Raw genomic sequence first — 12,605 nt, 5'->3', positions numbered from 1 at the left:
TGGGACAAAGCCTGACAGACATACAGCTAGGTGCGCTTCTGGATGCTTTCATAGACAAACACCCTCAGTTCAAAGGAGTTCTGAATACAGGGCAAGCCTTAAGGTTAATGAACATAGATAGTCAGATAGCGAACATGGTTATTGACCACTTCACGCAAAAGGACATTCCAGTTCTCTGCATCCATGACAGCTTCATAATACAATACGACAAGGAACCTGAACTTCGCCGTATCCTAGATCAAGCTACTCATCAGGTTACCAATTACACCATTAACCACGACATCAAGAATGAACGTAACAGCCATCACGGAAAGGTAACTGGTAACATAAGGGGATATGAAGAACCTGTAGTGGTTGAATACCATACGCCTATCCGTATTGACCCAACCAGTCAGTATTTTGATAGGAAGGCTAAGTTCACTAAATGGCTAGAACTATCTGAGTGTAAACAGAGTGAGTAGTGCTAGTAAGAGTAAGGACTTAAAGGCTGTCTCCTATGCCTCTCCCATTACTAGAGGAAATAGAGATTGTCGTTATAACACAGAGCAATGAGTTGCAGATAAGGATTGGGAAATGACCACTAAAGGCAATACAACCGATCTTATGCAATTCATCTCAAAACAGATGCGGATGGCTCAGGTTTACCAACCTGTCATGATTAAGGCTTTGTTGGAGAACGGCGGGGAAGCTACGACGGAAGAGATTGCAACAAGTCTGCTCTCTTACGACCAGTCTCAAGTTGAGTATTACACACTGCGCACCAAGAATATGGTTGGCAAAGTCCTGACCAAAAATGGTGTTGTTGAGCCAATCAAAGATGGTCGTCAGATTACAGGTTATCGCCTGACTGAAGCGACCCACACAGACGCCCAGAGAGCCTCCCTACAAGCCATGTGTGATGAAGCTATCAACGCATACATAAGCAAGCGTGGTGAGGCCATATGGGGCCATAGAGGGCCAGACAGTGGCTATGTATCAGGCAGCACCCGTTACAACGTACTTGAACGTGCAAAACACCGCTGTGAGCTATGCGGAGGACATGAGGATCAGGTCGCCCTTCACGTCGATCATATCATTCCAAGGTCTAAAGGTGGCCCCGACCTCTCTTTTAGAAGTTCGGAGCTCCCCCCACACTATCTCATGTTATGCCAATACAGGTAATTCATTAGGTGTTCCTTGCAAACTGCCGGCTTAATGAAACTTGGAATGATAATGCCCCTCGCCGTTACATTAGCGTCACCTTACCGGTGGAAATGTCGTACATCGCACCGACGATGGCAAGCTCACCCGCTTCAACCATGCCAGATAGAACTTCGCTTGAGTTGAGGATGTTCTGAACTGCTATCGCCACATTTTTATCCGCAACGCGCTGCACGAATTCGCCATCTGAAGAGCTGCGCACTGCCACGGGGCCTGCTGCTGCGACGGCGGGTTCGATGTTCTTCAGCGTCGCTGTAAGGTTTCCCAGTTCGACTTGATCAACCGCGCCCTTGACCGCACCACATTCCGTATGGCCCAGCACGACGATAGACTTGGCACCGGAGACAAAGCAGGCAAATTCTAGACTGCCTATAATGTCGGTATTAACGAAGTTACCTGCGACACGAGCGGTAAAAATGTCACCGATATTTTGGTCGAAGACCAACTCCGGCGGCACTCTGCTGTCAATGCAGCCTACGATAGCTGCAATTGGGTGCTGTCCTTCGGAGGTTAGCCGTATCTGGGCGGCGAGGTCGCAATTAACCATGTTGCCTGACACGAACCGCGCGTTGCCCGCCATCAATTCATCCACTACGCCTTGTGGCGTGAGGGAAGCCTGCCGTTCTGCCGTTGGCATCGTGCACACATTTGCCTTGGCCCGTGTGGCAGTTAGTCCCACGGCAGTCGCCGCAACGGTGTTGTAGAAAAAGTTGCGTCTTGAAATACCCATTTTGTATGTTTCTCCGCGTGTTACTAGAGATGATGTTTGCTCACGATTATACCAACCGTTATGAAGCCCGGGCAGCAGGTACGCTAACGGGCTGTTAGAAATAGTGTCTATACGTTCCTTGTTATGTCAAGCTTTTCGAGTGTGCTAACGTTAAACACGCCAACCCTGACCTCCCACCACCGTGCAAGTCGATCAATGAAATAAACGACAACAATGCAAATGAAAGGGCCATTAGAGCCGCTAAGCGAGTGTATGCACGTTTGTGAAAACCTGTGAGCTAGGTCACAAAGTTTCACAACAACGGAATGCCTCACGGTAGTTAGCTGTTTCACGCGCTGGGCAAGCTAGGGGCGTTCATGTTTAAAACGGTTCAATAGCATTTTGTTGGGGGCGTGTGTGGGTAAAGCGTGTGGGTTAAACGTGTGGGTAAGTCCATTCGACACCAGCCACGAATCCCTTTGTTTATATGGCAAATGTAATCATACAGGGGTTGTGGCGGAGGCTCAGGGATTCGAACCCTGGGAGGACTTTCACCCTCGTCGGTTTTCAAGACCGGTGCATTCGACCACTCTGCCAAGCCTCCGCTGGTGGCCATCTTTAGGGGCTGTTGTTTGATTCTAAAAGGTTGAACATGCACCCCATGATGCAGACAGCGTTCAGTGGGGAAATCCGCCGAAATAGCTGGCAAACCCTTCCCTCGCAGGGGCTTGGACGCTAGTGTTTGCGCAAGGTACGCATCAACTCGTTCAAATCGACAATGACAGGGGTCCGTCAAGGGCACAGCGAACGGGCAAACCGGCGCAAATATGAGGGCAAATTATGTCGGGCAAGACATTGGTATCTTTGAATAAACTTGGGGCGCCCCTGGCGCTTGTGTCGGTCATGGCCCTTGCGGCGTGTGATGAGAACGGCGAATTCGCCTTCCCCACCTTGGGCCAAGCTGCGGAAAACGAAACCGCCGTAACGACATCCCAAAGCGTGCAATTGGTCGAACGCGACGTCGAAGCACCCGATGCCTTTCAGGTCACCGAACCGGGCCTGTGGGACGGTCGCCCATCGCTGGGCGGCGTCTGGGTGGCGCATCCCGACGTCTCCGAACCGGAACGCGTAATCATCCGAAACCAGACCAATGGCACCTTTGTCATTGGTGCGCTGTTCCGGCGCGAACGTGAAAACCCCGGTCCGGCCTTGCAGGTGTCGTCTGATGCGGCCTCCGCGCTGGAGATGCTCGCCGGGGCACCCGCCACGTTGCAAGTCACCGCGTTGCGTCGCGAAGAAGTTGCCGAACCCCCGCAAGCGCAGGCTGTGTCCGATTTTGAGGCCCCGACTGACATCGCGGCCCCCGCCGTGTCCGCCGCACCGCTCGATGCGCCCGATCCGATCGCAGGCGCTGCCGCGGCGATTGATGCGGCTGAGGCGACGGTGCCGACTGCATCTCCGGCCCCGGCCCCCACACCCGCCCCTGCGCCGACCGCGTCCAACCTTGCGAAACCGTTCATCCAGCTTGGCATCTTCTCAGTCGAAGCGAACGCCACCGGCACCGCCGACCGCATGCGCGCCAATGGCATTTTGCCCACGGTGCTGGAACAAACCAGTCAGGGCCGCACGTTCTTCCGCGTGATTGTCGGCCCCGCCACATCCGAGGCGGAGCGCGCAGAACTGCTGCGTCAGGTCAAAGCGCAGGGCTTTGAAGACGCCTATTTCGTAACCAACTGACCCTAGAGACGAGGTTTCATGCTCCGTTTTCTTGCTGCCCCCCTTGCTGCCCTCGCGCTGACCACGTCTTCGGCCCATGCGCAGGCCTTCGACACCCGCGCCACGGCTGCCTTTGTGATGGACCAGACGACCGGCACAGTCCTTCTGGACAAAAACGCGGATGAGCCTTTGCCGCCAGCGTCCATGTCGAAACTGATGACGACCTATATGGCGTTTGAGGCGATTGCCGATGGACGGTTGAGCGTTGATGAACGTCTGCCGGTGTCCCAGCACTGCATGGATTACGGCGGTTCAACCATGTTTCTGGACACCACCGACAGGGTTCGGGTTGAGGATCTGCTGCGCGGTGTGATCGTGCTGTCGGGCAATGACGCGTCATGCGTGCTGGCCGAGGCGTTGTCGCCCGTGGGCACCGAAGCGGGTTTTGCCGCGATGATGACCGACCGCGCACGGCAGTTGGGCATGATGAATTCCACCTTCGCCAATTCCAACGGCTGGCCTGCGGTCGGCCACCGGATGTCCATGCGGGACCTTGGCATTTTGTCCAGCCGTCTGATCACTGACTATCCGACGTTCTATCCGCTTTTTGCGGAAGAAACCTTTGACTACGACGGCGAACACCCCGCCAATGTGCGCAACCGCAATCCGCTGTTGGGCCTTGGCATCGGCGTAGACGGGTTGAAAACCGGCCACACCCAAGAAGCCGGTTACGGCCTTGCCGGATCGGCCAAGCAAGGGGACCGGCGCGTGATCTTTGTCATCACCGGTCTGGACAGCGCGCAGGCGCGTGCCGAAGAAAGCGAACGTATCGTCAATTGGGCCTTCCGCCAATTTGCCCAGCGTGATCTGGCACAGGGCGGCCAGCGCCTCGCCGAGGCCGAGGTCTGGATGGGCGAAGCCACCACCGTAGGCCTTGCCCTTGTGGACGATTTGTCCTTGCTCGTGCCCAACACCGGAAACGCCACGATTGAGGCTGAGGTGGTCTATAACGGCCCCGTCGAAGCCCCGATTGCCGCAGGCGACACGTTGGGTGAACTTGTCATCCGCCTTGAAAACCTGCCCGAAACCCGCGTGCCCTTGGTGGCTGACGCCGATGTGGCCGCCGGCGGATTCAACACCCGTTTGCGCACCGCGGCTGAGGTTCTTGTGGCGCGCATGATGGCCGACGACGCCCCCACAGCCGAAGCTGTGGCGGACTAATCCCGTGGCGCGCAGCGGCCATTCTGGTCTGTTCATCTCCTTTGAGGGCATCGACGGGTCCGGCAAATCCACCCAATCGCGCCTGCTGGCCGACCGGCTGCCCGATGTGCTCCACACCCGTGAACCGGGCGGCAGTGCGGGGGCCGAAGAAATCCGCGCCCTGCTGCTAACGGGCGATCCCGACCGGTGGTCCGCTGAAACCGAAATCCTGCTGTTCACAGCGGCCCGTCGCGATCATCTGGAAAAGACGATCCAGCCTGCCTTGGACGCTGGCCGCACCGTCATTTGTGACCGCTTTGCCGACAGCACCCGCGTCTATCAAGGCGCCACGCGCGGCGATCTGCGCGCCACGGTGGACACCCTGCATTCCGTGATGATCGGGCGCGAACCGGATGTGACATTCATCATCGATATGGATCCCGAAACGGCCCTCGCACGTGGTTTGGCGCGCAAATCCGGCGAAGACCGGTTTGAAGACATGGGGCTGGCCTTTCAGGAAACCCTGCGTCACGGGTTTCTGGCCTTGGCCAAGGCCGACCCCGACCGCTGCATCCTCATCGACGGCAACCGTGAACCCGCCGCCATCGCCGCCGAAATCGCAGCCCATGTGGCCGACCGTGTGGCACTTGCCTGATGGCCACCGCCCCCGAAGACCGCCCCCTGCCCGACCAGATCGAAGGCGCCCCCCATCCGTCTGAAACCGCCATTCTCTACGGCCAATCCCGCGCCGAGGCCGATTTTCTTGAGGCGTTCACCACAGGGCGGCTTCATTCCGGCTGGCTGATCACCGGCCCCCAAGGCGTGGGCAAGGCGACACTGGCGTGGCGCATGGCCGCGTTTTTGCTATCCCAACCGCTGGTGGCCGAGGACGACATGTTCGGCGCACCGCCCCCGCCCACGTCATTGGACGTGGACGACGCCCACCCTGATATGGCGCTGATCCGATCAGGCGCGCACCCCCGTCTGTTCACCCTGCGCCGCGCCTGGGACGACAAAACCGACAAATTGAAATCCGTCATCACCGTCGACGAAGTCCGTAAGCTGAAGAACTTCTTCGGAATGTCCGCCACCGATGGCGGCCGCCGTGTGGTGATCGTTGACCCCGCGGATGACATGAACGTCAACGCCGCCAACGCGATCCTCAAACTGCTTGAAGAACCACCCGCTGATGCGGTGATCTTGCTGATTTCCCACGCGCCGTCCCGCCTTCTGCCCACCATCCGGTCGCGCTGTCGCGAATTGCGCTGCGGCCTGCTGTCCGCCGAAGACATGACGACCGCCCTTGCCCAATCGGGCATCAACACCGACGCGGGCGAAGCGCTTGCCGCATTGTCCGGCGGGTCCGTGGGGGAGGCGATCCGCCTGACCAATCTGGACGGCTTGTCGGTCTATTCCAACCTCGTCTCTCTCTTCTCAACCCTGCCCAATTTCGACCGCCCCCGCGCGTTGGCCATGGCCGACAAATGTGTCGGCAAAGCAGGGGCCACGCGGTTTGAGTTGACGCTGGATCTGATCGACAAATTCCTCACCCGAACAGCGCGCGCAGGCCTGCACGGCCCCCCCGATATTCAGGCTGCACAGGGCGAGGCGCTCTTGCTGTCGAAACTCTCCCCCAACGATTTCGCCGCACGCCGCTGGGCGCAGGTGGCGCAAACCGTGTCCGACCGCACCCGCCATGGCAAGGCGGTCAATCTTGACCCTGCCGCGCTGGTCCTAGATACGCTGTTTAGGATCGAAAAAGCCGCGCTGGACGTGGCTGCCGTTTAGGGACCCCCATGACCACACCGCAGATCGTCGACAGCCACTGCCATCTGGATTTTCCGGACTTCGACGACGAACGCGCCGCCGTGATTGACCGCGCCGTGGCCGCAGGGGTCGCGCGCATGGTCACCATCTGCACCAAACTGCGCCTTGAACCACAGGTCCGCGCCATCGCGGAGGCCCACGCGCCCGTCTTCTATGCCGCAGGCACCCACCCCATGTCCGCCGCAGACGAACCCTTGGTGTCGGCCGAGGATTTGATCGCGCTGGCCGCCCACCCGAAGTTCATAGGCATCGGCGAAAGCGGGTTGGATTACCATTACACCGCTGACACGGCTGAGGTCCAAAAGACCTCGCTCAAAATCCATATCGAAGCCGCTCAAGAGACCGGCCTGCCGCTGATCATCCACAACCGCGCCTCTGACGATGATATGATCTCCATCTTGACGGACGGCATGGCCGCAAAGCCCTTTTCCTGCGTGATGCATTGTTTTTCCAGCAGCGCGAAACTGGCCGAAGCCGCCATCGACATGGGCTTTTACCTCAGCATGTCGGGCATCGCCGCCTTCCCCAAATCCAGTGATCTGCGCGACATCTTCGCGAAGGCCCCTGTGGACCGTATCTTGGTGGAAACCGACAGCCCCTATCTGGCCCCGCCGCCCCACCGTGGCAAACGCAATGAACCGGCCTTTACCGCCCACACCGCACAAGTCGGCGCAGAGGTGTTCGGCCTCGACTACCCAGACTTCGCCGCCCAAACCACCGCCAACTTCGACCGCCTGTTTTCCAAAGCGGCGGAGTGGCGACCATGACCACAACCCTCCGCATCTTAGGCTGTGGTTCTTCGGGCGGCGTGCCCCGCTTGGGCGGTCACTGGGGCGCATGTGATCCGAAAAACCCCAAAAACGTCCGCAAACGCTGTTCCCTTCTGGTCAGCCGCGAAGGCCCCAACGGCACAACCCGCGTCCTCATCGACACCTCACCCGATCTGCGCCAACAGCTGCTGGATGCTGACGTCGGCGAACTCGACGCGCTGGTCTACACCCACGCCCACGCCGATCATGTCCACGGCCTCGATGATATCCGCATGATCGTCTACAACATGCGCCAACGCCTGCCCGTCTGGGCAGACGGCGACACCGGCAACCAACTGCTGGCGCGTTTTGGCTACGCCTTCGTGCAACCCGCAGGGTCCAGCTATCCCCCGATTTGTGACCTCAACACAATCAAGGGCGACGTCACCATCGACGGCGCCGGCGGCCCCATCACCCTGACACCGTTTGAAGTCGAACATGGCAACATCGACGCCCTTGGTTTTCGCATCGACAACGCAGCCTACCTGCCAGACGTCTCCGACATCCCAGAGAACGTCTGGCACCATCTCGAAAACCTCGACCTGTGGATCGTGGACGCCCTGCGCCGCGACCCGCACCCGACCCACGCGCACCTTGCAAAAACACTTGAATGGATCGACCGCGTTCAGCCCAAACGCGCCGTCCTCACCAATATGCACATTGATCTGGACTACCAGACCTTGGTTGATGAAACCCCCGACCACATTCAGCCCGCCTATGACGGTCTGACCCTGACCCTTGCGGACTAGCACCGCCCCCCGTCTTCATCTGGCCCGAAAAACTCCCCCCGGAGGGCCGGCCAGCCACAACCACCGCCCTCCCGGACAGCACCGCCAAAATTACATAATTTTGCCCCCCCGCCCGCCGCAGGCGCAATCGGGCCCGCCGCTGGTGCTGACATGACCGATATTCTCACCATTATCCTCCCGGTCTTTATCGTCTTGGCCTTCGGCTACGCAGCCGTTTGGGGAAAACTGTTCAGCGACGATCATGTCGATGGCCTCATGCGTTTTACGCAAAGCTTCGCCATCCCCTGTCTTCTTTTTCGCGCCATCTCGACCCTCGATCTGGGGCAAAACTTCAACGCGCCTATTCTGGTCAGCTTTTACACAGGCGTCGTTGCGGCCTTTCTTCTTGGCCTTGCCGCCGCGCGTCTTCTTTTCAACCGCACATGGGAAGACAGCGTCGCCATCGCGTTCTGCTGCCTGTTTTCCAACAGCCTCCTGTTGGGCCTGCCCATCACCAAACGCGCCTATGGCCCCGATGCACTGCTGGGCAATTATGCGATCATCGCGATCCACGCGCCCTTTGGCTACATGCTGGGCATCACCGCGATGGAGCTTGCCCGTGCCCGCGGCACGGCCCTGCATCATCTGCCCGCCAAGGTCGGGCGGGCCATGTTCTCCAATGCGCTGGTCTTGGGCATAACTGCGGGCCTTATCGTCAATCTGGGCCAAATCCCCCTGCCGTCCGTTTTCACTGAAGCCGTTGATCTGATGACCCGCGCGGCCCTTCCGGCGGCGCTTTTCGGCTTGGGCGGCGTCCTCTACCGTTACCGACCCGAGGGCGACATGCGCACGATCCTGTTTGTCTGCGTTGTGTCCCTCATCGTGCATCCAACCATCACCTACACGCTTGGCACAACCGCCAATCTGACCACCGACGCGCTGCGGTCGGCGGTCGTCACGGCCTCCGTGGCGCCGGGCATCAATGCCTATGTTTTTGCCAATATGTATGGTGCCGCAAAACGGGTCGCGGCCTCATCGGTGCTGATCGGGACAGCACTTTCGATCATAACCACATCCGCGTGGCTGACGATCCTGCCTTAACTGCGAAAACCGCTTTATGTTACCGCAAACAACGCTATGTAGCGGGCAACTTCAACGACTCACGCAGAGGGGGCAGCCATGACCGATTGGTGGCGCGACGCGATCATTTACCAAGTCTACCCGCGGTCCTATCAGGACAGCACCGGCGACGGCGTGGGCGACCTGAACGGCATCACCCGCCGCCTGCCCCATATTGCCGATCTGGGCGCCGACTGCGTCTGGCTGTCGCCCATCTTCATGTCCCCGCAAAAGGACATGGGCTATGACGTCAGCGACTACTGCAAAATTGACCCTCTCTTTGGCGATCTGGATGATTTCAAACGTCTGATCGACACGGCCCATGATTTGGGTCTGAAAGTCATCACCGATCAGGTGCTGTCCCACACCTCAGACCAGCACGACTGGTTCAAAGCGTCGCGCAAGGACCGCACCAACGCCAAGGCCGATTGGTATGTCTGGGCCGATCCGCTTCCCGATGGATCCCCCCCGACCAACTGGCACAGCCACTTTGGCGGACCCGCGTGGGAGTTTGATCCAGGGAGGGGGCAGTACTACCTGCACAATTTCCTTGCCTCCCAACCGGATCTGAATTTCCACAATCCGGACGTGGTCGATGCCATCCTTGAGACGTGTAAATTCTGGCTCGACTTTGGGCTGGACGGGTTCCGTCTGGATACAGTGAACTACTACTTCCACGACCAAAAACTGCGTTCCAACCCCGCCGCCAATGCGGCCCCACAGGTCATGGCCACCGACCTTTATGGGATGCAAAAGAACATCTACAACAAGACGCGCCCAGAAAATCTGGGCTTTCTGGAACGTCTGCGCGCACTGACGGATCAGTACGACGACATCATGATGGTCGGTGAAGTGGGCGAAATGGGCGATCGGTCGATTGAGATTATGGGCGAATACACCCAAGGCACCGACCGGCTGCATATGGCCTATTCCTTTGCGATGCTGGGCCCTGATTTCAACGCCAAACACTTTCGGAATTGCATTGAAGGCTTCCAAAAAGGCGCGCCTGACGGCCACCCCTATTGGTCGTTCTCAAACCATGACGTGCCGCGCCATGTCACCCGCTGGCTGGACCACGCCACGGATGAGGACGCCATCGCGCGTATGGCCGTGGCCATGTTGATGTCGTTCCCCGGCACCATCGGCATCTATCAGGGGGAGGAGTTGGGTCAGACCGAAACCGACCTCACCTATGATGAGCTGACCGATCCGCCAGCCCTGCGCTATTGGCCCGCGGTCAAAGGCCGTGACGGGTGCCGCACGCCGATGGTCTGGGAAAAGGACGCGAAAAACGCCGGATTCTCGGACGGCACCCCGTGGTTGCCCGTCAAAGCCCCGCAGGCGGCCAATGCGGTCGACCAACAGGGCGACAAGAGCGTGCTGGCCTACTACATAGACGTCATTGCCTTCCGCAAAGCCTCCGCCGCGCTGTCTGGCACCAAGACAACCTTCATCGACTTGGACGAACCTCTGTTGGCGTTCCACCGCATCAGTGACTCGGAAACGCTGACCTGCGTGTTCAACCTGTCCGCAGATGACCATAGCCTAGCGGTCAGCGACACGGAGATCACTGGCCCCAACAACGCTAGCCTCGACGGCACAACGCTCACTCTGCCAGCCAATGGCTACGCTTATCTGACGGGCAAAGTGACGCTGATTTAGGTTATTACGTCAGGCGCTGAGCGGCCGGTCATTGCGGCCAGATCGGACAGTGCCAAGGCGGCCTCGTTGATGGGCTTCAACACCTCAGCGGGGTCAAGACCGAAGCGGCTGGCGTCGGTTTCCAGCTGTTCGAGGTAGAGCCGGATCGTGGCCCCCACGGTGCCTGTGCCGGACAAGCGGAACACCGCACGGCCCCCGCCCACAAACCCGATCCGCAATCCTTGGGCCGCCGCATGGCTGCCATCCACCGGATCGTCATAAGCAAATTCATCGGCCCATTCGACGGTTTGGCCTGCCACGTCGCTGCCCGCCAAACCGGGCAGTTTGTTGCGCAGGGCGTCAAACATTGCGTTGGCTTTCTCAGCCTCAACATCTTCGTAATCATGGCGGGTGTAGTAACACCGCCCGTAGTCGCGCCACATCTCATCCATCAGGTCGGCCACGGACATCTTGGTTTCTGCCAGAATGTTCAGCCACAACAGCACCGCCCACAGCCCGTCCTTTTCACGGACATGGTCGCTGCCCGTGCCTGCGGATTCTTCCCCACATAGCGTGACCTTGCCCGCATCCAGCAGCGTGCCGAAAAACTTCCACCCCGTGGGCGTTTCATAACAGCCGATCCCCTTGGCCGCCGCCACCCTGTCCACCGCACCAGAGGTCGGCATCGACCGCGCGACCCCAGCCAGCCCCTTGGCATAGCCCGGTGCCAGATGCGCCTTGGACGCCAAAAGCGCCAATGAATCAGACGGCGTCACATAGGCACCACGCCCCACGATCATATTGCGGTCGCCATCCCCGTCGGAGGCCGCGCCAAAATCTGGCGCATCATCGGCGTACATCACGTCCATCAGATCTTTGGCCCATATCGGGTTGGGATCAGGATGGCCGCCGCCGAAATCCTCGGACGGGACGCCGTTCATGACCGTGCCCTTGACAGCCCCCAAACGGCCTTCAAGGATGGCGGTGGCATAAGGGCCGGTCACCGCGTGCATGGCGTCGAATTTCATGGCGAAGCCACCGGCGAACAACGCAGCGATTGCGTCGAAATCGAACAGGTCTTCCATCAAGGCGGCGTAGTCGGTGACCGGATCGACGATCTCAACCACCAGATCGCCAAGGTGGCTTTCACCCAAAGTGCCAAGGTCCGCGTCCGTGGCCTCAAGAATGTGGTATTCCGCGATGTCCTGCGTGCGCGCGAAAATTTCAGCGGTAATTTTCTCACTCGCTGGGCCGCCGTTTGCGCCGTTGTATTTCAGCCCGAAATCCGCGTCCGGCCCACCAGGGTTGTGGCTGGCCGAGAGGATCAGACCGCCGCTGGCGCCCCGCTTGCGGATCAGGTGCGACGCTGCGGGGGTGGACAAAATCCCGCCCTGCCCCACGATGCAGCGCGCCGCACCGCCCGCGGCCGCCATGCGTAAAATCACCTGAATGGCGCGGTCGTTGAAATACCGCCCGTCACCGCCCACGACCAAGGTCTTTCCAGCCACACGACCGGTGCCGTCAAAGATCGCCTGCACGTAGTTTTCAAGGAAATGCGGTTCCATAAACACCTTCGTGCGCTTGCGCAGCCCCGACGTTCCCGGTTTCTGGCCTGCAATGGGCTGGGTCGTAACGGTCGTGTGGGTCATGGTCGTC

12 protein-coding genes and 1 tRNA gene are annotated in these 12,605 nt (G+C 59.2%); 10 read left to right on the top strand and 3 right to left on the bottom strand.

Annotation, left to right across the window (positions count from 1 at the left end; genetic code table 11):
• Positions 1–461, top strand: a 461-nt coding sequence (locus tag ACTG36_RS08480; RefSeq protein WP_439142003.1) for a hypothetical protein, incomplete at its 5' end; no start/stop codon positions are given.
• A 112-nt stretch (positions 462–573) separates the two neighbouring features.
• Positions 574–1,161 carry an HNH endonuclease gene (locus tag ACTG36_RS08475; RefSeq protein ID WP_439142001.1) on the top strand — a complete coding sequence of 196 codons (588 nt, stop codon included), beginning with the start codon at positions 574–576 and terminating at the stop codon, positions 1,159–1,161.
• A 64-nt stretch (positions 1,162–1,225) separates the two neighbouring features.
• Here the strand turns inward: ACTG36_RS08475 and ACTG36_RS08470 are convergent, their stop codons facing one another.
• On the bottom strand, positions 1,226–1,930 hold the full coding sequence (locus ACTG36_RS08470) for a carbonic anhydrase family protein (RefSeq protein ID WP_439141999.1): 705 nt from the start codon (positions 1,928–1,930) through the stop codon (positions 1,226–1,228).
• Between the two features lie 493 nt (positions 1,931–2,423).
• Positions 2,424–2,513 (bottom strand) — tRNA-Ser (locus tag ACTG36_RS08465).
• Between the two features lie 236 nt (positions 2,514–2,749).
• Here ACTG36_RS08465 and ACTG36_RS08460 point away from each other — a divergent pair.
• From ACTG36_RS08460 to ACTG36_RS08425, 8 genes are all read left to right on the top strand, one after another.
• Complete coding sequence (locus tag ACTG36_RS08460; protein WP_375281397.1) at positions 2,750–3,646, top strand: SPOR domain-containing protein; 897 nt, start codon at positions 2,750–2,752, stop codon at positions 3,644–3,646.
• Positions 3,647–3,664: 18 nt separating this feature from the next.
• On the top strand, positions 3,665–4,846 hold the full coding sequence (locus ACTG36_RS08455) for a D-alanyl-D-alanine carboxypeptidase family protein (RefSeq protein ID WP_375281396.1): 1,182 nt from the start codon (positions 3,665–3,667) through the stop codon (positions 4,844–4,846).
• Between the two features lie 4 nt (positions 4,847–4,850).
• Positions 4,851–5,480 (top strand): dTMP kinase, encoded by a 630-nt coding sequence (gene tmk, locus ACTG36_RS08450; protein ID WP_375281395.1) that lies wholly within the window; start codon positions 4,851–4,853, stop codon positions 5,478–5,480.
• Positions 5,480–6,613 carry a DNA polymerase III subunit delta' gene (locus tag ACTG36_RS08445; protein ID WP_375281394.1) on the top strand — a complete coding sequence of 378 codons (1,134 nt, stop codon included), beginning with the start codon at positions 5,480–5,482 and terminating at the stop codon, positions 6,611–6,613. Before tmk ends, ACTG36_RS08445 begins: the two co-directional genes overlap by 1 nt.
• 8 nt (positions 6,614–6,621) lie before the next feature.
• Positions 6,622–7,419 carry a TatD family hydrolase gene (locus ACTG36_RS08440; protein ID WP_375281393.1) on the top strand — a complete coding sequence of 266 codons (798 nt, stop codon included), beginning with the start codon at positions 6,622–6,624 and terminating at the stop codon, positions 7,417–7,419.
• Positions 7,416–8,210, top strand: coding sequence for an MBL fold metallo-hydrolase (locus ACTG36_RS08435; protein ID WP_375281392.1), 795 nt, complete (start codon positions 7,416–7,418; stop codon positions 8,208–8,210). The genes ACTG36_RS08440 and ACTG36_RS08435 overlap by 4 nt, the downstream gene beginning before the upstream one ends.
• A 150-nt stretch (positions 8,211–8,360) precedes the next feature.
• Positions 8,361–9,290 (top strand): AEC family transporter, encoded by a 930-nt coding sequence (locus ACTG36_RS08430; RefSeq protein ID WP_375281391.1) that lies wholly within the window; start codon positions 8,361–8,363, stop codon positions 9,288–9,290.
• A 78-nt stretch (positions 9,291–9,368) separates the two neighbouring features.
• The gene (locus tag ACTG36_RS08425) at positions 9,369–10,970 is read left to right on the top strand and encodes an alpha-glucosidase (protein WP_375281390.1); all 1,602 of its coding nucleotides are present in this window, start codon (positions 9,369–9,371) and stop codon (positions 10,968–10,970) included.
• On the opposite strand, the gene ACTG36_RS08420 is transcribed toward ACTG36_RS08425, so the two are convergent.
• A complete protein-coding gene (locus ACTG36_RS08420; RefSeq protein ID WP_375281389.1) occupies positions 10,967–12,598 on the bottom strand; it encodes an alpha-D-glucose phosphate-specific phosphoglucomutase in 1,632 nt (543 codons plus the stop codon). The two genes, ACTG36_RS08425 and ACTG36_RS08420, sit on opposite strands and share 4 nt — an antisense overlap.
• Positions 12,599–12,605 lie beyond the last annotated feature (7 nt).

Origin of the sequence: Pseudooctadecabacter sp., assembly GCF_965657175.1 — a bacterium.
Lineage (GTDB): Bacteria > Pseudomonadota > Alphaproteobacteria > Rhodobacterales > Rhodobacteraceae > Octadecabacter.
Note: the sequence above shows the minus strand (reverse complement) of the source record. Positions and strands in the feature narration are given on the sequence as shown.

Excerpts from the sequence above, each read along its gene's own strand:
- ACTG36_RS08425 (WP_375281390.1), top strand. The coding sequence starts at position 9,369 with ATGACCGATTGGTGGCGCGACGCGATCATTTACCAAGTCTACCCGCGG.
- ACTG36_RS08440 (WP_375281393.1), top strand. The coding sequence starts at position 6,622 with ATGACCACACCGCAGATCGTCGACAGCCACTGCCATCTGGATTTTCCG.
- ACTG36_RS08470 (WP_439141999.1), bottom strand. The coding sequence starts at position 1,930 with ATGGGTATTTCAAGACGCAACTTTTTCTACAACACCGTTGCGGCGACT.
- ACTG36_RS08435 (WP_375281392.1), top strand. The coding sequence starts at position 7,416 with ATGACCACAACCCTCCGCATCTTAGGCTGTGGTTCTTCGGGCGGCGTG.
- ACTG36_RS08430 (WP_375281391.1), top strand. The coding sequence starts at position 8,361 with ATGACCGATATTCTCACCATTATCCTCCCGGTCTTTATCGTCTTGGCC.
- ACTG36_RS08420 (WP_375281389.1), bottom strand. The coding sequence starts at position 12,598 with ATGACCCACACGACCGTTACGACCCAGCCCATTGCAGGCCAGAAACCG.
- ACTG36_RS08475 (WP_439142001.1), top strand. The coding sequence starts at position 574 with ATGACCACTAAAGGCAATACAACCGATCTTATGCAATTCATCTCAAAA.
- ACTG36_RS08445 (WP_375281394.1), top strand. The coding sequence starts at position 5,480 with ATGGCCACCGCCCCCGAAGACCGCCCCCTGCCCGACCAGATCGAAGGC.
- ACTG36_RS08460 (WP_375281397.1), top strand. The coding sequence starts at position 2,750 with ATGTCGGGCAAGACATTGGTATCTTTGAATAAACTTGGGGCGCCCCTG.
- ACTG36_RS08455 (WP_375281396.1), top strand. The coding sequence starts at position 3,665 with ATGCTCCGTTTTCTTGCTGCCCCCCTTGCTGCCCTCGCGCTGACCACG.